General features: G+C 31.2%; 23 protein-coding genes. 4 read left to right on the top strand and 19 right to left on the bottom strand.

The features are described from left to right. Positions 1-109: 109 nt before the first annotated feature. The 3 genes from GXK57_RS17980 to GXK57_RS17970 all read right to left on the bottom strand — a co-directional run bounded on the left by GXK57_RS17980 (position 110) and on the right by GXK57_RS17970 (position 3,163). Positions 110-466: an arsenate reductase family protein gene (locus tag GXK57_RS17980; RefSeq protein ID WP_160678942.1), complete on the bottom strand. Its 357-nt coding sequence runs from the start codon at positions 464-466 to the stop codon at positions 110-112. A 173-nt stretch (positions 467-639) separates the two neighbouring features. Beyond that, on the bottom strand, positions 640-2,493 hold the full coding sequence (locus GXK57_RS26645) for a HAMP domain-containing sensor histidine kinase (RefSeq protein WP_243156465.1): 1,854 nt from the start codon (positions 2,491-2,493) through the stop codon (positions 640-642). Beyond that, the gene (locus GXK57_RS17970) at positions 2,471-3,163 is read right to left on the bottom strand and encodes a response regulator transcription factor (protein WP_160678940.1); all 693 of its coding nucleotides are present in this window, start codon (positions 3,161-3,163) and stop codon (positions 2,471-2,473) included. Before GXK57_RS17970 ends, GXK57_RS26645 begins: the two co-directional genes overlap by 23 nt. A 497-nt stretch (positions 3,164-3,660) precedes the next feature. On the opposite strand from GXK57_RS17970, the gene GXK57_RS17965 reads away from it, so the two are divergent. Both GXK57_RS17965 and GXK57_RS17960 read left to right on the top strand, forming a co-directional pair. After that, the gene (locus GXK57_RS17965) at positions 3,661-4,359 is read left to right on the top strand and encodes an ABC transporter ATP-binding protein (RefSeq protein ID WP_160678938.1); all 699 of its coding nucleotides are present in this window, start codon (positions 3,661-3,663) and stop codon (positions 4,357-4,359) included. A gap of 1 nt (position 4,360) precedes the next feature. Then, positions 4,361-5,938, top strand: coding sequence for a putative ABC exporter domain-containing protein (locus GXK57_RS17960; protein ID WP_160678936.1), 1,578 nt, complete (start codon positions 4,361-4,363; stop codon positions 5,936-5,938). Positions 5,939-6,183: 245 nt separating this feature from the next. Here GXK57_RS17960 and galE read toward each other — a convergent pair whose 3' ends face one another. Together galE and GXK57_RS17950 are read right to left on the bottom strand one after the other, a co-directional pair. Beyond that, on the bottom strand, positions 6,184-7,191 hold the full coding sequence (gene galE / locus GXK57_RS17955) for a UDP-glucose 4-epimerase GalE (protein WP_160678934.1): 1,008 nt from the start codon (positions 7,189-7,191) through the stop codon (positions 6,184-6,186). A gap of 93 nt (positions 7,192-7,284) precedes the next feature. Beyond that, the gene (locus tag GXK57_RS17950; RefSeq protein ID WP_160678932.1) at positions 7,285-7,443 is read right to left on the bottom strand and encodes a hypothetical protein; all 159 of its coding nucleotides are present in this window, start codon (positions 7,441-7,443) and stop codon (positions 7,285-7,287) included. Positions 7,444-7,836: 393 nt separating this feature from the next. Here GXK57_RS17950 and GXK57_RS17945 point away from each other — a divergent pair, with 393 nt between their 5' ends. Then, complete coding sequence (locus GXK57_RS17945) at positions 7,837-8,694, top strand: YitT family protein (RefSeq protein WP_160678930.1); 858 nt, start codon at positions 7,837-7,839, stop codon at positions 8,692-8,694. Between the two features lie 60 nt (positions 8,695-8,754). On the opposite strand, the gene GXK57_RS17940 is transcribed toward GXK57_RS17945, so the two are convergent. Together GXK57_RS17940 and GXK57_RS17935 are read right to left on the bottom strand one after the other, a co-directional pair. Further along, complete coding sequence (locus GXK57_RS17940; protein WP_160678928.1) at positions 8,755-9,312, bottom strand: Fe-S-containing hydro-lyase; 558 nt, start codon at positions 9,310-9,312, stop codon at positions 8,755-8,757. An 11-nt stretch (positions 9,313-9,323) separates the two neighbouring features. Then, a complete protein-coding gene (locus GXK57_RS17935) occupies positions 9,324-10,166 on the bottom strand; it encodes a fumarate hydratase (RefSeq protein ID WP_160678926.1) in 843 nt (280 codons plus the stop codon). A 173-nt stretch (positions 10,167-10,339) separates the two neighbouring features. Between GXK57_RS17935 and GXK57_RS17930 the strand changes: the two genes are divergently transcribed. Continuing rightward, a complete protein-coding gene (locus GXK57_RS17930; RefSeq protein WP_160678924.1) occupies positions 10,340-11,149 on the top strand; it encodes a DUF3048 C-terminal domain-containing protein in 810 nt (269 codons plus the stop codon). A gap of 104 nt (positions 11,150-11,253) precedes the next feature. On the opposite strand, the gene cwlD is transcribed toward GXK57_RS17930, so the two are convergent. The 12 genes from cwlD to rpsM form a co-directional block, all read right to left on the bottom strand. Beyond that, the gene (gene cwlD / locus GXK57_RS17925) at positions 11,254-11,952 is read right to left on the bottom strand and encodes an N-acetylmuramoyl-L-alanine amidase CwlD (protein WP_160678922.1); all 699 of its coding nucleotides are present in this window, start codon (positions 11,950-11,952) and stop codon (positions 11,254-11,256) included. Positions 11,953-12,253: 301 nt separating this feature from the next. Further along, positions 12,254-12,646 carry a 30S ribosomal protein S9 gene (rpsI, locus tag GXK57_RS17920; RefSeq protein WP_160678920.1) on the bottom strand — a complete coding sequence of 131 codons (393 nt, stop codon included), beginning with the start codon at positions 12,644-12,646 and terminating at the stop codon, positions 12,254-12,256. Positions 12,647-12,672: 26 nt separating this feature from the next. Next, on the bottom strand, positions 12,673-13,107 hold the full coding sequence (gene rplM / locus GXK57_RS17915) for a 50S ribosomal protein L13 (protein WP_128211304.1): 435 nt from the start codon (positions 13,105-13,107) through the stop codon (positions 12,673-12,675). A 159-nt stretch (positions 13,108-13,266) separates the two neighbouring features. Beyond that, the gene (gene truA / locus GXK57_RS17910) at positions 13,267-14,001 is read right to left on the bottom strand and encodes a tRNA pseudouridine(38-40) synthase TruA (protein WP_160678918.1); all 735 of its coding nucleotides are present in this window, start codon (positions 13,999-14,001) and stop codon (positions 13,267-13,269) included. Between the two features lie 14 nt (positions 14,002-14,015). Then, positions 14,016-14,828: an energy-coupling factor transporter transmembrane component T gene (locus tag GXK57_RS17905; RefSeq protein WP_160678916.1), complete on the bottom strand. Its 813-nt coding sequence runs from the start codon at positions 14,826-14,828 to the stop codon at positions 14,016-14,018. 17 nt (positions 14,829-14,845) lie between these two features. Then, positions 14,846-15,706, bottom strand: a complete 861-nt coding sequence (locus GXK57_RS17900; RefSeq protein WP_160678914.1) for an energy-coupling factor transporter ATPase — start codon at positions 15,704-15,706, stop codon at positions 14,846-14,848. Beyond that, positions 15,691-16,536: an energy-coupling factor transporter ATPase gene (locus tag GXK57_RS17895; protein WP_160678912.1), complete on the bottom strand. Its 846-nt coding sequence runs from the start codon at positions 16,534-16,536 to the stop codon at positions 15,691-15,693. The genes GXK57_RS17900 and GXK57_RS17895 overlap by 16 nt, the downstream gene beginning before the upstream one ends. A 293-nt stretch (positions 16,537-16,829) precedes the next feature. Further along, positions 16,830-17,171 (bottom strand): 50S ribosomal protein L17, encoded by a 342-nt coding sequence (rplQ, locus tag GXK57_RS17890; RefSeq protein ID WP_128211299.1) that lies wholly within the window; start codon positions 17,169-17,171, stop codon positions 16,830-16,832. 16 nt (positions 17,172-17,187) lie between these two features. Next, positions 17,188-18,135 (bottom strand): DNA-directed RNA polymerase subunit alpha, encoded by a 948-nt coding sequence (locus tag GXK57_RS17885; RefSeq protein ID WP_128211298.1) that lies wholly within the window; start codon positions 18,133-18,135, stop codon positions 17,188-17,190. A 97-nt stretch (positions 18,136-18,232) separates the two neighbouring features. Continuing rightward, positions 18,233-18,853, bottom strand: a complete 621-nt coding sequence (rpsD, locus tag GXK57_RS17880) for a 30S ribosomal protein S4 (RefSeq protein WP_160678910.1) — start codon at positions 18,851-18,853, stop codon at positions 18,233-18,235. A 24-nt stretch (positions 18,854-18,877) separates the two neighbouring features. Next, the gene (gene rpsK, locus GXK57_RS17875; protein WP_128211296.1) at positions 18,878-19,273 is read right to left on the bottom strand and encodes a 30S ribosomal protein S11; all 396 of its coding nucleotides are present in this window, start codon (positions 19,271-19,273) and stop codon (positions 18,878-18,880) included. Positions 19,274-19,288: 15 nt separating this feature from the next. Further along, positions 19,289-19,657 carry a 30S ribosomal protein S13 gene (gene rpsM / locus GXK57_RS17870; protein ID WP_128211295.1) on the bottom strand — a complete coding sequence of 123 codons (369 nt, stop codon included), beginning with the start codon at positions 19,655-19,657 and terminating at the stop codon, positions 19,289-19,291. Positions 19,658-19,660 lie beyond the last annotated feature (3 nt).

Genomic DNA, 19,660 nt, shown 5'->3' with positions numbered 1-19,660 from the left:
TTATGATGTTTCACCAGGTACTTAGAATGCAGTTCATTTTTTTAGAATAAATAAATCTCAAACTCGAAAGCTTGAGATTTATAGTAAAATATAATTAAGTTGTAAAGGACTATTTTATATGCTCTTCCCACTGTTCTTCCTTGAATCCAACTAATACAGTATCACCTTTTATTAATATTGGTCTTTTTACAAGCATACCATCTGTTGAAAGGATTTGTAATAGTTCATCCTCCGAAGCTGTCTTCACCTTATCTTTCAGATTTAGCTCCTTATATAATCTTCCACTAGTATTAAAAAATTTATTAATTGACAATCCACTTTTACCTAACCAAAGCTTCAGCTCCTCTTTTTTAGGATTATCTTCGTTTATTATTCTATCAACAAAATCTATATCATTATCCTGGAGCCACTTTTTAGCTTTTCTGCAGGTACTGCATTTTGGATACTGTATAAATGTAACGTTCATATAATATTCCTCCTCACATCAATTTAGCCTTAATCAATAAATCTATAAAACTACTAATACTATATGACTTTATAAATTTTTTAGGATTAAAGCATGTCATTGATTATTATATTTATGTTTTATAAATCATGTTAATTCAATTAATATAAAAAGTAAAGAGCATATTTAATCTACTATATGTCCTTAGGAATATCTATATAAACCTTAAACATGTCTCCTTCAGTTTCAATATCCATATTTCCGTTATGAAGTTCAACTATGCTTCTAGCTATTGCAAGTCCAAGTCCAGATCCATCAATTTCTGAATTTCTTGAACTATCACCTCTTACAAACCTTTCGAAGATCTCTTCATTATTAAAATTCATTTCATAAAAAGCAACATTTTTAAAAGATATTTTTATAGCTTCACTAGAATCAGCAATGTCTATATATATTCTAGTACTATTCATCGAGTATTTTATTGAATTGATAATCAAGTTATTAAGCACCCTAGACATCCTGTAGCCATCTAGACTTACCATCAGACTTTCTGGAGCATTGACTCTAAATTCAAGCTCCTTTTCCTCATAAAGCTCTATATATTCTCCCAAAGTTTGATACACAAGTTCAACAATATCTAGATCGTTCTTTTCTAACGTTACCTTTCCACTGCTCATTTTTGATATTTCAAACAAGTCATCTATTAAAGTCTTAAGCTTATAAGACTTATTGCTTAGTATTTCTAGATAATCCTTTCTTTCCTCTTCAGTTATATCTTCCCTTTTTAATATATCCACATAATTAATTATAGAAGTCAGTGGAGTTCTAAGATCATGTGACACATTAGTTATAAGTTCTGTTTTTAGCTTTTCTGTTTTAAGCTGGTTCTCCAAAACTATTTCATAACCATCTCTTATAGAATTTATATTATCTATAAGTTCACCAAATGAGTCTCCTGCATCTTCTATTTCAATCTTATTATTCAAGTTTCCAGTGGCTAAAACTTTGGTCTGACTTATAAGCTCCTCTAACTTATAAACTCTATCTAATAGTAATATACCTACTAATATAATAAGTAAATCTCTAATAATCCTGATAATATTACCACTAAAATTGTAGATACCTACACTTATCAACAGATAATCAATCCTATTAATACTAGAATTCATTTTATAGTCTATAATTATCAAAGCAATAAAAGCTACTGCCAGTACTATAATAGTCTTAAACAACTTTACTCTATACTTATTAATTAAGCTTGGCAAAAACAATATTCCACGTTTAGCTCTAGAAAAATATTTATATATTAAAAGGGATTTTATAATATTATTTAAACTTCCTTTACCGTTCCTCTTTCCATATCTTATTATTTTAAGAATCATAGCTACAAGGAAGCTAATTAAAAATATTATGAATATAAAAAATAATTGTACTGCTCTTATATAGGAGGTGTAATAACTATCTCTAATAAAATAAACCTCCTTATAGTTTGATAAAGTCTTTTTATCATAATCTCCTAATAAATCATTTCTTACAATATAAGAATTGAAGGTATTAACATTGTCTACTGTATAATAAGTTACATATCCCAAATCATCTAATATCTGTTCTGTAGTCTTTCCAGAACTGTTCATCTGCTTATATAACCATTCTCTATTAGTAAATACATCTCCACTACTTTTGTTTATTATTGCAAAACCAACGTTATTACTTATTTTATATAAACTATTTCTAAAATCATCTATTTTCCAATCATCTTTGCTATTTCCATCTATCAGCGTATATTTATTAGTACTACTTGAAATTATTTTACTCATATCCCAAGAATCTAACTTTAATCTATTTAATCTATACTCATTCTCACTTAACAATACATTTTTCCACGAAACTCCATACTTCCAATTCCAATCGTCTTGAAAATCTATTTTATAGAAAAAATATATTAATGCTAGAAATGTGGCAAGGATAAGGTATATTTCTATTTTAAAAACTTTACTCCAGTAATTATTAATTTTTGTTCCTGCCTTACTTGTCCATCTTATACCCAATACCCCACACCACCTTTATATACTCAGGCTCTTTTGCATCTATCTCAATCTTTTCTCTTATCCTTCTTATATGTACAGTAACTGTATTCTCGCTCCTGTAAAAAGGTTCTGCCCATACCCTTTCATATATCTCTTTTATCGAAAAAACTCTTCCTGGGTTTTGAGCAAACAGACATAATATCTTAAATTCTGTAGCTGTTAAACGTACTTCTTCTCCCCTTAAAAACACTTTCTTTAAGTTTTGGTCTAGGACCATATCTTTTACATTTATGGTATTACTCTTTTCCTCTACTACAAGAGGACTTTCATATCTTCTTAACTGGGACTTCACTCTAGCTACAAGTTCCAGATGATTGAATGGCTTTGAAATATAATCATCTGCTCCTATATTTAAGCCTAGTATCTTATCACTATCTTCAGTTTTTGCAGATAACATTATAATTGGTATGTTATTTTCTTCTCTTATCCTCATGCAAGTTCTTATACCATCAAGCTTTGGCATCATTACATCCAAAATAATCAAATGAATTGTATTACACTGTAGCATATCTAATGCCTCAACTCCATTTGCTGCCTTAAGAATATTCAATCCTTCTCCTCTTAAATATATCTCTATAGCATCTCTTATTTCCTTTTCATCATCTACAACTAAAATTGAAAACTTCCCCAAAATAAACACTCCTTATCGATAAATGTATTTTATTAACATAGTTCAAGAACTTATAATTTCACCCAATTTATTTAAAAAATAATTAATCAACGTTATATACACTAATATTATCTTAATCTTCTTTAATTAAAAAACACCATATAAAACTCTTACAAATTTATTAAGATTATTCTATTTAACCCAATAAAATATTAATTACTTTAACTACTTTATATTTGCACCAAAATATCCTATAAATATTAGCATTACTATTGTATCAACTTTTCGCTTACTTTCCTATTTATAAGAAGATATATTTATAATATAGTGACTAGATAATTCTCTACTTATCTAAATTCCTAAGATTAATATTTAGACTGCATAAAGTACTCTTTTAAGTCTTACCAGTCTCTTATTTAAGACCTTAAAATTCTCTTAAATTTATTTACTTATAGAGAAATATATGGTATTTGATGGTACAATATAGGATATCATTATAACTACGGAGGAGAGATACTATGCTAGAGGTTATAAATCTGAATAAAAAATATAATAAATTAGAAGCTGCTAAGAATATAAACTTCACCATAAATAAAGGAGAAATTGCGGTTTTAGTTGGCCCAAACGGTGCAGGCAAATCGACTACTTTAAAATCTATTGCTGGCTTACTTAAGTACGATGGCGAAATAAAAATATGCGGAAAACTTAATAAAACTCCCGATGGTAAGCGTCTATTCGGCTATGTGCCTGAGTTGCCCTCACTATATCCTCTACTTACTGTGGAAGAACATATTCACTTTATAGCTAGAGCCTATGGAATAAAAAGTTATGAAGATAAAGCTGAAAAGCTTCTTGCCATATTTGATATGAGTGATAAAAAACAAAAACTCGCTCAAGAGCTGTCAAAGGGTATGCAACAAAAAGTTAGTATAATATGCGGACTTATCACCAACCCTCAAGTTATTTTATTTGATGAGCCTATGATTGGTTTAGATCCAAAAGCAATAAAGGAGTTAAAGCTTTTGATATGTGAACTTAGAGATGAAGGAGCCTCAATCTTAATAAGTACTCACTTACTTGACAGTATGGAGGAACTCTGGGATAGAATATTGATAATGAAGAATGGTGAAATTGTTGTATCAAAAACAAAGAATGAATTTAATGAAGCCGATGAATCCTTAGAAGATATATTCTTTGAGTTTACGGAGGAAAAGTAATATGTCACCGCTTTTATATATAATAAGAAGAAGTTTCATAAACAATATAAAACTTATAAGAAGAAAACCTTCTAAGTTAGTACCAATACTTGTTTACTTTCTGTTGCTTGCTTACTGTGTTATAGTACCTTCCTTAGCGAGGGGTTCCATTGTAAGAAATACTTCGCCTAAGTACTTTATAGGAATCTCTACCTTTGCTACTATAATTATTTTTTTATTTTCTATATACTCAGGTGTTCAAAAGAGAAGCTCCTCATTTTTAATGAGTGATGTAAACCTTGCTTTTACATCTCCAATAAAACCACAAAATATACTGATGTATGGCTTTATAAAAGAAATACAAACAATATTTATAACATCATTATTTATCTTATTTCAAATTCCAAACCTTATTAATTGGTTTAAGTTCGTCCCTTTTGGGGTTTTCCTCTTGCTATTTACGTATATTATATTTTTTGTAACTATATCCTTTATCTCTGTATTTGCTTTTAGTTTGTGCTCAAAAAAACCATTTTTAAAGGAAGTTTTTAAAACAGCGGTACTATCTATCGGTTTAATAATATTGTCATATACAGCTTATAGTGGATATGCTAACAGAGATAATGTATTAGGATATGTAACCTCTATGTATAGCAATAATTCCTTAGATTACATACCTATAATAGGTTGGATTAAGGCTATCATAACTCAATGCTTCTACGGCTTAAACTATAGTATATTTATATATTTGGCACTAATGATATTACTTCTAGCTATCATAGTATTTGTTTTATATAAGCTAGATTTAGATTTCTACGAGGATGTACTTGATAAATCTGAGTTAAATGAGAACATGAAAAATCTTAAGACTAAGCAAATGAAATCAAATGAGTTTATGCTTCAAGGGAAAAGAAAAAGAAAGACCCGTAAGGTAACCTCCAAATACGATAGCATGCTTGGAAAAGCTATTTTTAGTAAGCACCTCCTAGAGTATAGGAAGACAGGCTTTGGATTAATAAACATACATACTGGGTTCCTCATCCTTGGAGCCATAGGCTATGGAGTATTTTTTCCAATTAAAGAGATTAGTATATTTCTATACTTTACTATATATTTAGGTTGCTTATCAAACTTCTCTTCAAAGTTTAATTTTGAAGCTTCCAAACCTTATATATTTTTAATTCCTGATAGCGATGATAAAAAAATATTTTGGGCAACTTTATCCTCAGTATTGAAGTATGTATCTGATAGCATTATAGTATTTACGATTTTAGGTATACTGATAAAGGCTAATCCAATAGATGCTATTATGTGTATGCTTGTTTACATCTCCTTCGGATTTGTATTTACTTATGGAGCAGTATTAAATCTTAGGCTATTCGGTGGGATGAACTCAGAAATGATAAAAGGATTACTAATGTTCCTTTCTATCATAGTATACGTACTTCCAGGAATAATTGGTGCAGCAGTTATTGCTAGCCAACTAGCTTTTTTAGGACATTATGCAATGTATTTGGCTTTCTTAATCTGGAACCTTTTCGCCGCAGTGGTAATATTACAATTATCAAAAGGTATATTAAAGCATATTGAATTAGATTAGTCTTCCAAATGCCCAATAGTCAAATGTTGCTATGGAAAATAACTATTTATAAGCTAAAATAAATAAAACCATGGATAAAAAGAACTTGTTGTACTTTTTATCCATGGTTTTTATTTTTATAAAAAACTCTTACTACTACCATAACAAATGTTTTTTTAATTGTAATTATAAATATATATTTTAGCTATTAAAGCTAAACTTCTTCAGTTCAAATCTATTCTTCAATACTTCTGACAATCATATGCCTAGAATCTAATTATATTTTCTCTAATCTCTGTCCACTTCAGTGCATCTTCAATCCCTTTCTCTATAGAGAAAGTGGGCTCCCAATTAAGGATCTTCTTTGCCTTTTCTATGCTAGCATAAGAACCTGCAACATCTCCAGGCCTTGGAGGTGCCTCCTCTTTATTTATTTCTTTTCCATATACGCTTTCGAAGGCTTTAACAAGTTCTTTTATTGTTACTCCATTTCCAGTTCCTAAATTTATTACCATATAATTATCTCTCACAGATGGATCATCAAAAGCCTCTTCAAATTTCTCTACAGCCTTAACATGTGCAAGTGCTAGATCCCAAATATGAACAAAATCTCTTATTCCTGAGCCATCTCTTGTATCCCAATTAACTCCGGTTATCTTAAAGACTTTTTCATTCCCTATAGCTACATCTACCATTTTTCCTAACACATGACTCGGAAACTGAACATGTATTCCAGAGCGCATTTGTGGATCTGCTCCAATTGGATTGAAATATCTTAAAGCAATACCCTTCATTCCGTATGCCTTACAAAAGTCCGCTAATATCATCTCAATCATGCATTTTGTTCTTGCATAAGGACTTCTAGCATTAAGAGGTGCTTCTTCAGTTACTTTAAAGCCTGGCACATCATCATATATTGAAGCTGAAGAGCTAAATACTATATTATTGCACCCAAATTTATTCAATGTATATAATAACTCTAATGACTTTGATACATTTTCCTTATAATATTCATAAGGATTATCCACTGATTCAGGAACCACAATTAAAGCTGCACAATGTATCACATGCCTTATGTCAGGATGTTCCACAAATATTTTTTCTAAAAGTTTTTGGTCAGCAATATCTCCTTGATAAAATATTCTACCTTTAGTGAACTCTTTTCTTCCTACTATTAACGAATCTAAGATTACCGGAACATGTCCACTATCAATGAGTGCTGAACATATAGTACTTCCTATATATCCAGCTCCACCTGTTACTAATACCTTCATAAATTACTGCTCCTACAATATAACGTATTATTTACGTATATATTGTATTTTAGTAATTTTTTATTTATGCAATCTTGTAGAAGTAATTAGGCGTTATTTAACTTGTATAAATTGCTGATTAGTCTTTGTATTAACATTATTTTCTTTTCTATTTTCTATCCCTTCTTTTATAAAGATAGCGATACTAACAAATACTAATATCACTAGTATAATTATCTTTGTCTTAATATTGCCTGGAAGCTTAACTCTCATTACTAAACTCCTTTAGATATTTTATATGAATATAAATTATAATACTTATATTTTATATCACACCATAGTTATTGTCTATTACTATGAAAGTTGAATTTAAATAGTTATTTAGGAGATGTTATTTTAGCCATATACTAATTAAATGTTTTTAAAAATTGAAGATGCTCATCTGTAATAAATAATAATATATTTATTCAAATTTAGTTATACTTTGATACATATTATTGTATACAAGATCTTATAAGGAATAATGAAGAATTTATAGCATTTTTTACTTTATAATGAATAAAAACTTGTGATTTGATTTCATAGCATATTACGGTTTTTACATATCATGATTATTTTTATATAATTTTCATGTAAACATATTTATATTATTGAGAGGGTTGAAAAATGGACTACATAAAATCTAAGCAAACTTATATATTAGACATAATAATAATAATAAGTGGTTGCTTTATATCATCCTTAGGAATAAATCTATTCTTAACTCATGCTAAACTTTTAAGTGGTGGTGCTACAGGTATAGCACTAATTATTCAGTATCTTACTGGTTTCAAAGCTGGTTTTACTGTATTCATCTTAAATTTACCACTATTTGTAGTTAGCTATTTTAAGTTAGACAAAAAATTTACCATGTATTCAGCATTGGGTATGATTTCCTTATCAGCATCATTAATTATAACCTCACCTCTTTCTAAAATAATAGTACTAGATGAGGCTATTCTTTATTGTATTTATGGTGGAGTTATATGTGGAATAGGTTTCGGACTAGTATTTTCAAGAAATGGTTCAACTGGTGGAACAGATATAATTACAATGCTTATTAGAAAAAGATATTCTAATTTTGAAATAGGTAAGCTAAACTTTATACTTAACTTAGTAATTATAGCAGTTGGAACAGTATTTTTTGGTATTCCTAAATCTCTTTATACTTTAATATCAATGTTTATCCAAAGTTATGTTCTTGATGTTATGGTAAGAGGATTAAACCGAAAGAACTTACTTCTTATTCTAACGGAACGAGAACAAGACGTAATAAGGTACATAATTAATGATTTACATAGAGGAGTAACCTCACTATTTGCAGAAGGTGAATATACTCATGACAGGAAGAAGATGCTTTATTGTATCGTTACAACTCGTCAAATGATAGAACTAAAAAATACAATTCATCTTGTTGATCCGAAGGCTTTTATAACTATAATCGATATATCAGAAGTTAGAGGAAAAGGGTTTAAAAGTATATAATAATAATAAAAAGACGCCTACATTAAGTTTTTAACCTATTGTACACGTCTTTTTATTATATTACTTTAGGCTTTCCAAGTAGTCTCTTCTTCCAATTTCGTATAAGTTATTACCTTTGCTATCTATTATTACAACTACCGGTAAGTCTTCAACTTCTAATCTTCTAACAGCTTCAGCACCTAATTCTTCATAAGCTACAATATCACTTTTTTTAATACATTTTGATATAAGTGCTCCAGCACCACCAATAGCGCCGAAATATATTGCTTTATTTTTCATCATACTTTCTACTACTTCTTTACTTCTTAAGCCTTTTCCTATCATCCCTTTAAGCCCTAAATCAAGTAATTGAGGCGTATATGAATCCATTCTATAGCTTGTAGTTGGCCCTGCTGATCCTATTACTTCTTTTGGCTTTTCTGGTGTTGGACCTACATAGTAAATGATTGAATCTTTTATATCTATAGGTAAGGACTCATTTGAATTAACAAGCTCTATAAGCTTTTTATGAGCTGCATCTCTGGCTGTATATATGACACCACTTAATAAAACCGTATCGCCTGCAGTTAATTCTAATACCTTATCTTCTTTCAACGGAGTAGTAATTTTTCTTTCCATATATATTCCCCCTACAATTCTATTTCAGCATGTCTAGTAGCATGACAATTAATATTAACAGCAACAGGCAATCCTGCAATATGCGTTGGGTACACTTCAATATTAACTCCTAATGCTGTAGTTCTACCTCCAAATCCTTGAGGTCCTATACCCAAGTCATTTATTTTAGAAAGCAGCTCCTCCTCTAGCTCAGCATAGAACGGATTACTGTGTTTTTCATTTGTCTTTCTCACAAGAGCCTTTTTTGCCAAAGTAGCAGCTTTGTCAAAGGTACCACCTATTCCAATGCCTATTACTATAGGTGGACATGGATTTGGTCCAGCCTTACTTACAGTATCAAGAACAAACTCTTTGATACCTTCTAATCCATCCGAAGGTTTTAGCATCTTTATTGCACTCATATTTTCTGAGCCAAATCCTTTTGGAGCCACTGTTATTTTAAGCTTATCTCCACTTGTAATATTATAATATATTACTGCTGGTGTATTATCCTTAGTATTAATTCTTTCTATAGGATCTCCTACCACAGATTTTCTAAGATATCCTTCTTCATAACCTCTTCTTACTCCTTCATTTATAGCATCTTCCAGAAGTCCCCCACTAATATGTACTTCTTGACCTATATCTATAAAAACACAAGCCATACCTGTATCCTGGCAAATAGGCATTCTTTCATTCTTAGCTAAGTCTGCATTTAATACTATGTTTTCTAATACGCTTTTTGCTATAGACCAATTTTCCTCTTCTTTTGCTTTCTCCAAACTATCTCTTAAATCATCTCCTAAAAAATAGTTAGAAGATATACATAATTCTTTTACTGCCTCAACTATTTTTGAAACATGTATCTCTTTCATAAGCCCCTCCCCTAATATATAGATGAATCTAAATTAAAATTGTGATTTGAGTTTCTAATTGTATTCTAATTATATTAAACCATACATTATCCCAAATATAAATTATATAATTCTTGCATATTATTAAAATGATCGACTTATATTTAATTGTAAAATATTTTTAAGGAGCTTATATGAAATTAAAATTATCAACTAAATCTTACGACATTTTAATCTATGCTTTAATTATAGTTTTATTATTGATAGTGTTTTATGATTTTTATAATGTAGTAAACAAAACAAAGAAAAATACAATTCCTCATAATAGTATAAGTGTTTCCCCTATAACAGGTGAAAAAATGGCTGAGGTTTCATCTAAAAATTCTATTATAGGAGTAAAGTACTCACCAGTAAAGATTAAAAATCTCACTAATATATCAATAAGTGACATAGTATATGAAACTTTTAATAAGAATAGTAATCATATAGAGTACTGGGCAATATTCTATAATAAAAAAATAGAAAGAACTGATTCAATCGATGCTATTAAAAATATGTCACTAAATGAGATACCACACTTCAATTTTATAGACAAGCTAGACTTAGAAAAATATAACTTTAAATCTAATTACGACACAATCTTTATTGAGTATACACCAGAAATTTCTTCTAGCTTTACATATAACGGTGATGATTATGTTCACTATAACGGTCCTGTTGTAGAAAGAAATGTTGTAACAAACAAAGAATTATCCTTTAAAAATATCATTATTCAGTATGTTGATGAAGATAAAATAAATCATGAAGATGTCTTCTCTCACAAAGGTGATGGCTACGGCTTTCTATTTACAGGTGGTAAAGCTCAAAAAATATTCTGGAGAGATAATAAGTTTTATTTAAGTGATGGTACTACTCCACTGTCTTTAATTAGAGGAAATACCTATTGGGTAGTTACTGATCAATCGACAAATATAATAACTTCAAAATATCTTGTAAAAAACTAGCAACCATTATAAAAAAAGAGGATGTTTAGAAGGATAATAGGATAATTTCCTTCAAAGCATCCTGTTTTTTATAATATATCTTCATTATTTCCTAGGAAATTTAGTTATTCAGCATCATTTTTAGACTGGAAATACTTATCTATGGCGTGACCTACAGTATCTGCAAGTTTTTGTTGATACTCCTCTGTTTTTAGCAATGATTCTTCATTAGGATTCGATAAAAATCCACATTCAACTATGACACTTGGTACTCCTAATTTATCTCTAAGAATCCTATAATCATCTCCAGCCGACTTTGCTACTCTTTTATTATTTTTATCTATCTTCTCTACCAATGTGTTTTGAATTAGCTCACCTAACTTTTTACTTTCTTCATCACTAGCATACCATGTCTGAGCACCATAATATTTACTTTGAGGAAACATGTTTTGATGTATACTTACGAATATATTGCATTTAGTACTTTCTTTCAGCTTCACCCTATTTCCTAAGTCTTCATCTTTTTTCTCTCTCAGTGTTTTACCCTTTTCATATAATCCAGTATCATCAGCTCTAGTCATAAAGATTTTATATCCCTTTTTTTCAAGATAAGCTCTTAATTTTAAGCCTATGGCCAAATTTATATCCTTTTCTATGGTACCATTTTTAGATTTAGCTCCGCCGTCTATTCCTCCATGTCCTGGATCAATTAAAATTATCTTATCTGATTTTTTTAAATTTTTATCCAAAGCACTGGCACTGACTACAACATTGGTAACCAGTAAAACAACAGCTAAAAATAATATAGATATCTTCTTTTTCATAATAACCTCCATAAGTACAATATCTATAGTATTTTTTGCAATAACTCTATATTTATACTTATTTTAGGGTATATTTTTTATAAAAAAACACTAAAACTAACTTTTCAGTGTTTTTTTATATCAACTGTTCATAATTTTTAGGTAAAGAATCTGGCAACTTATATATCTTTTAGCTACTTAAAGCTATTAGAAAGACTAATATTAGCAGCACATATGAAACCTTACTGTTAATTAATAAAGTTTCACATATGCTGTTTTAAAGGCAAAAAAAAAAAGAGGAATACTCCCCTTTTTTGAAATACTATCTCTTTGAGAACTGTGGTGATCTTCTAGCTTTCTTAAGACCGTATTTCTTTCTTTCCTTCATTCTTGGATCTCTTGTTAAGAAACCAGCTCTCTTAATGTCTGTCTTAACAGTTTCGTCTGATTTAACAAGAGCTCTTGATATACCATGTCTTATAGCTCCTGCTTGACCTGTCAATCCACCACCGTGTACATTAACTATAACGTCAAATTTATCTTTAGTTCCAGTTAATACTAATGGTTGATTAACTATAACTCTTAAAGTTTCTAAACCAAAATATGTTTCTATTTCTTTATTGTTTATTACTACCTTACCTTCACCTGCAACAAGTCTAACTCTTGCAACTGATTTCTTTCTTCTTCCAGTAGCCATGTATTGAACTTTTGCCATTTCAAATCCTCCTCCCGAGCGTCAAATTAGTACTTTAATTCAAGTACTTCTGGATTTTGAGCTGCATGATTATGTTCAGCACCTCTATAAACCTTTAATTTTGTAAGCATCTTTCTTCCTAAAACTCCCTTTGGAAGCATTCTTCTTACAGATTCTTCAAAAGCGAATTCAGGCTTTTTATCTAAAACTTCTCTGTATGGAGTTTCTTTTAATCCACCTGGATAAAGGCTATGCTTTCTTAGGAACTTTTGGTCTAATTTCTTTCCAGTTAAAACAACCTTTTCAGCATTTATAACTATTACGAAATCTCCGCAATCAACATTTGGAGTAAATGTTGGCTTATTCTTACCTCTTAATATTGAAGCAACTTGGCTAGCAACTCTTCCTAGTGGCTTTCCAGCAGCGTCAACTACATACCATTTTCTTTCAACTTCATTAGTTTTTGCAATGTATGATTTCATCGTTTTCCCTCCCTGAACTTTCTTTAAAGCGTACTTATTACATTAAGTCAAATCTATGATGTCAAGATCCCAGGTCAACTGGTTCTTATACACGTATCACACGAACATAGACTATTATAATACACGCTTACGGGCGTGTCAATAAATTTCACCAATATTTTAGTAAAAAACTTTTTCTAAGCATAAACCACTGGCTGGTGAGCATTTGCCTGCTTTCTGCCTTATTCCATCTGATATAATCTTCTCTACATCGCAAGGTTTCAGTTTATTTCTTCCAACTAGAATCAAGGTTCCTACTATTATTCTTACCATATTGTACAAAAAACCATCACCAGACACATAAATTTTAATAATATCATCCTTTATATCAAAATCAAGTTGTGTTATAGTTCTAACAGATGTCTTTACTGAACCGCCTTTATTTTGAAAAGCTTTAAAATCATGAGTGCCTACAAAATATTTAGCCCCATCAAGCATAGCCTCAACATCAAGCTCTTCTTTGACATTATAAAAATAATTTCTGCCTATGACTGTTGGTATGCTATTATTTCTTATAGTATAACTATACATCTTTCCCTTTGAAGAATATCTTGCATGAAAGTCATTTGAAACTTCTTCTGAAAAAGTTATCAAGATATCCTCTGGCAATCTTGTGTTAATTGCATCCTTGAACCTTTCACCAGGAATAGTGCTATTTGTGATAAAGTTTGCTACATATCCTTTGGCATGTACTCCTGAATCAGTTCTAGAACAGCCAATCACTTCTATTTTTTCTTTGGTTAAACTTCCTATAGCCTCTTCTAACTTATTTTGAACAGTAGTTCCATGTTTCTGTCTTTGCCATCCAAAATAATTACTTCCATCGTATTCTAGTATAAGCTTTATATTTCTCAAAAAAATCACCTAATTTATTTTATTCCAAACCTCACATAAAAACTAAAAATAAGTAAAAGAACAATTATTCCATATGCAACAAAGTCTCTTCCTCCATACTTTAGTTGCTTCATTCTTGTTCTTCCTTCTCCTCCCCTATAACATCTGGCTTCCATCGCCATTGCAAGTTCATCTGCTCTTCTAAAAGAACTAATAAACAGAGGCACCAATAGAGGAATTAAGCTTTTTGCTTTTTGTATAATATTACCTGACTCAAAATCTGCACCTCTAGCTTGCTGAGCTTTCATAATCTTATCAGTTTCATCCATTAGTGTCGGTATGAATCTTAAAGCTATAGTCATCATCATCGCAAGCTCATGTGCTGGTACTCCTATTTTCTTAAATGGATTAAGAAGTCGCTCTATACCATCAGTTAGCTCTATAGGCGACGTAGTAAGCGTTAGTAATGAAGTACCTAATATTAAGAATATCAGCCTTAAAGTCATAAATAGGGCTGTATCTATACCTTCCTTGTATATCTTTAGATATCCCCATGCATATAATAAATTCTCTGGCTTTCCTTGTATCATAAAAATATTTAAAGCAGCCGTTATAATTATAAGAAGAAATACAGGCTTTAGGCCTTTATAAAGAAATCTTATATGAATTTTAGAAAATATTATTGCGGCTCCTAAAAATGCTGTTACAAAAATATACCCTACATACTTGTTCATTACAAAAAGACAAATTATGAAAAGTATTGATATTAATATCTTAGTTCTAGGATCTAACTTATGTATAAATGAATCTCCTGGTATATACTGACCAATAGTTATCTCTTTTAACATTGCACCGTCCCCCTTACTTATTGCTTCTTGTTATTGAAATACTCTAGTAACTCCTTCTTAGCCTGTTCCACTGTAAATACACTACCGCTTATATTAAAGCCCTTATTTTTAAGTTCCCTAATCAAGTAGGTCACCTGAGGTGCGGCTAAGCCAACTTCTTCTAGAATATCTATCTTATTAAATATCTCTGAGGGAACACCATCCAATATACACTTTCCTTTATTCATAACAATAACTCTATCGGCTAACTTAGCAACATCTTCCATGCTATGACTTACAAGTATTATAGTCATATTATATTCTTTATGAAGTATCTTAATTTGCTCCAAAATCTCATCTCTACCCTTTGGATCTAATCCTGCAGTAGGTTCATCTAATATTAATATCTTTGGTTCCATAGCAACAACACCTGCTATAGCTACTCTTCTCTTCTGGCCACCACTCAATTCAAAAGGAGATTTATCTTTGTAATATTCGTAGTCTAATCCAACCATCTTCATAGCTCTTGTTGTTCTAACACTAATTTCTTCTTCAGATAAGCCTAAATTCCTTGGCCCAAACTGTATATCTTTTTCTATTGTCTCTTCAAATAATTGATATTCAGGATATTGAAATACAAGTCCTATCTTTTTTCTAATATCAGATAGCTTTACGCCTTTCTCAGTTATACTAATATCATCTACTATTATCTTACCACTAGATGGTTTTAATAGTCCATTTAGGTGTTGAATTAATGTAGATTTTCCTGACCCAGTATGTCCTATCAACGCTACAAATTGACCATCATATATTTCTAACGAAACATCATCAAGTGCTTTCTTTTCAAAAGGCGATTTTGGCATGTATATATGAGTTAAATTTTCTATTCTAATTGACATAATGCATCCACCATCTCATCTACGTTTAATATTTTGGTACTGATATCTATTCCAGAATTTTTTAGTTCATAAGCAAGTTCAGTAACTTGAGGTACATCAAGTCCTATCTTCTTCATGGTTTCCACCTGAGAAAATACTTCTTTCGGTAACCCTTCAATAATTATCTTTCCTTGATCCATAACAACTATCCTATCAGCCTCTGCTGCCTCATCCATATAATGAGTTATTAAGATTATTGTTATACCATAATTCTTATTGACATCTTTTATTGTGTTGATAACTTCTTTTCTTCCTATAGGATCTAACATTGCTGTAGGTTCATCTAAAACTATACATTGAGGCCTCATAGCTAATATGCCAGCTATGGCAATTCTTTGCTTCTGTCCACCTGACAATAAATGTGGAGCATGCTTTCTATATTCATACATCTCAACTTTTTTTAAACTTTCATCAACCCTTTTTCTTATTTCCGAAGGCTCAACCCCTAAATTCTCAGGACCAAAAGCTACATCTTCTTCTACGATAGTAGCAACCATTTGGTTATCAGGGTTTTGAAATACCATACCAGCTCTTTTTCGTACTTCCCATGTATTATTAACATCAGATGTATCTATGCCATCAACATAAACCTTCCCTCCACTAGGAAGAAGTAATGCATTTATATGTTTAGCAATAGTAGATTTACCAGATCCATTATGTCCTAGAACTACTAAGAATTCTCCCTTTTTTACGTCTAGGTCTACTCCGTTTATGGCATACTTCTCTTCTCCACTTTCACCATTAATATATTTAAAGGTAAGATCTTTACATTCAACCATCTTATCGCTCATCTAGACTCCTCCATATAAAATATAAATAGACGTACCAACTTAGAACTTTAACAAATCTATAGGATTATATTAATTTGATATTTAAATCCTAAAGTCAAAACAGCACATCTTTATCACATTATAAAGCTTATTAGATATACTAATAAACTTTATAATATGGACAAATACCTATTGTCTATTATACTTTATAATACATCCTTTTTCTACACTGTTAAGCTACTGATATAGTTAGTTATAATAAATGTACGTATATATTAAAATGGGGACTAAGCCGTAACTTAATCCCCAGTAAATTATACTAATTCAAGTATAACTATTTCAGCTCCGTCGCCTCTTCTTGGGCCAACTTTATACATTCTTGTATAACCACCGTTTCTCTCAGTGTATTTTGGAGCAACATTTTCAAATAAATTCTTCACTACTGCTTCTTCCGTAACAAAAGACAAAACCTGTCTTCTTGCATGAAGATCTCCTCTTTTAGCAAGAGTAATCATCTTTTCTGCAAGGCTTCTCGCTTCTTTAGCTCTTGTTTCAGTTGTTTCTATTTTACCATGCTTTAAGAAGCTTGTAACAAGGTTTCTTAGCATAGCTTTTCTCTGATCAGTAGGACGACCTAACTTACGATATCCTGCCATAGCTTTACCTCCTTACTTACTCGTCATTTAATCTTAGACCTAAACCTAATTCTTTAAGCTTTCTTTCAACTTCTTCAAGGGACTTCTTACCAAGGTTTCTAACCTTCATCATATCATCCATTGATCTTTGAGCAAGCTCTTGAACAGTGTTTATACCAGCTCTCTTTAAACAGTTGTATGATCTAACTGATAAATCAAGCTCTTCTATAGTCATTTCAAGTACTTTTTCTTTATTATCTTCTTCTTTTTCTATCATTATTTCAACATCATTAGTGTTGTCTGTAAGAGTCATGAATAATTTGAAGTGCTCAATAAGAATCTTTGCAGATAAACTTATAGCTTCTTCTATCTTTATTGTTCCGTTAGTCCAAACTTCTAAAGTTAACTTGTCATAATCAGTGATTTGACCTACTCTAGTGTTTTCAACAGTAAAGTTCACTCTCTTTACAGGAGTATATATTGAGTCCATTGCTATAGAACCTATTGGAAGACTATCGCTCTTATTTTTATTTTGAGAAACGTATCCTCTTCCTCTATTAACTGTAATTTCCATATACAATTTAGCATTGTCATCTAAAGTTGCTATATGTAAATCTTCGCTAACAACTTCTACATCACCATCAGTCTTTATATCAGCTCCTGTAACTACTCCAGGACCCTTAGCATCAATATATATAGTCTTTGGGCCATCTCCAGTCATTCTAAGCGCTAATGATTTCATGTTAAGAATTAACTCTGTAACATCTTCCTTAACACCAGTAACTGTAGAGAACTCATGAACTACACCATCAATTTTTACTGATGTTGGTGCAGCCCCTGGTAATGATGAAAGTAATATTCTTCTCAACGCATTACCAAGAGTTGTTCCATAACCTCTTTCTAATGGTTCCACAACAAACTTTCCGTAAGTTCCGTCCTCATTAGATTCAACACATTCGATTATTGGCTTTTCTATTTCTAACATTAACAAACCCTCCTTTTATATAAAATGGCAACCTTATTATGAGGGCAACTGATCCTATATTTGTAAAAGACATTATATCTAATACAAATATTAAAAATTACTTGCTGTATAATTCGACGATAAGTGTTTCATTAACTGGTACGTCGATATCCTCTCTTGCAGGTTCAGCTACAACCTTGCCTTCAAAGTTGTCAGGGTTTCCTGTTAACCATTTTGGTAATGGCTTTGGATTTTCAGCAAAAGTCTTGAACTTCTCAGAAGCTCTGCTCTTTTCTGAAACTGTTATAACATCATTTACTGATAATTTGTAAGAAGCAATATCTACCTTCTTACCGTTAACTAAGAAATGACCGTGGTTAACTAATTGTCTAGCTTCTACTCTTGAAGAACCATATCCTAATCTAAACACAACATTGTCAAGTCTTAATTCAAGAAGCTTTAATAGGTTTTCACCTGAAATACCTCTTAATTTTTCAGCCTTTTCATAGTATGTTGAGAATTGGCTTTCAAGAACACCGTATATTCTCTTAGCTTTTTGTTTTTCTCTTAATTGTACACCATAGTTAGAAAGCTTCTTCTTGCTTGCTCCATGCTGTCCTGGTGCGTAGCTTCTTCTAACAAATGCGCATTTGTCTGTATAGCATCTATCCCCTTTAAGGAATAGTTTCATACCTTCTCTTCTACATAGTCTGCACGTAGCTCCAGTATATCTTGCCATTAATTACACCTCCTAATTCCGTAACTATACTCTTCTTCTTTTTGGTGGTCTACATCCGTTATGTGGTATTGGAGTAACATCTTTTATTAATGTAACTTCAAGACCAGCTGCTTGTAAAGATCTTATTGCTGCTTCTCTACCAGCTCCTGGACCTTTAACATAAACTTCAACACTCTTTAAACCGTGTTCCATAGCTGCCTTTGCAGCAGTCTCTGCTGCCATTTGAGCTGCATATGGAGTGCTCTTTCTTGAGCCTCTGAAACCTAATCCACCTGCACTAGCCCATGATAATGCATTACCTTGAACATCAGTTAAAGTAACAATAGAGTTGTTGAAAGTTGACTTGATGTGTGCAGCACCATGTTCAACGTTCTTTCTCTCTTTTCTTCTTCTTGTCTTCTTAACCTTTTGAGCTGCCATTGTCTTACCTCCTCACTATTTCTTCTTGTTAGCTATAGTCTTCTTAGGACCTTTTCTTGTTCTAGCATTAGTCTTAGTCTTTTGACCTCTTACTGGAAGACCTCTTCTATGTCTAATTCCTCTGTAAGAACCAATTTCAACTAATCTCTTTATGTTTAACGCAATATCTCTTCTAAGATCACCTTCAACATTTAAGTTCTTGTTGATATAATCTCTAACTGCGTTTACTTCTTCTTCAGTAAGATCCTTAACTCTTGTATCAGGATTTACTCCTGTTGCTTCAAGAATTTTGTGTGAAGTAGGTAGTCCTATTCCATATATATAAGTTAGACCTATTTCAACTCTTTTTTCTCTTGGTAGGTCAACACCTGCTATTCTTGCCATTAA

This window comes from Clostridium sp. C8-1-8, from assembly GCF_009928445.1.
Taxonomy (GTDB): domain Bacteria; phylum Bacillota; class Clostridia; order Clostridiales; family Clostridiaceae; genus Clostridium_AR.
Note: the sequence above shows the minus strand (reverse complement) of the source record. Positions and strands in the feature narration are given on the sequence as shown.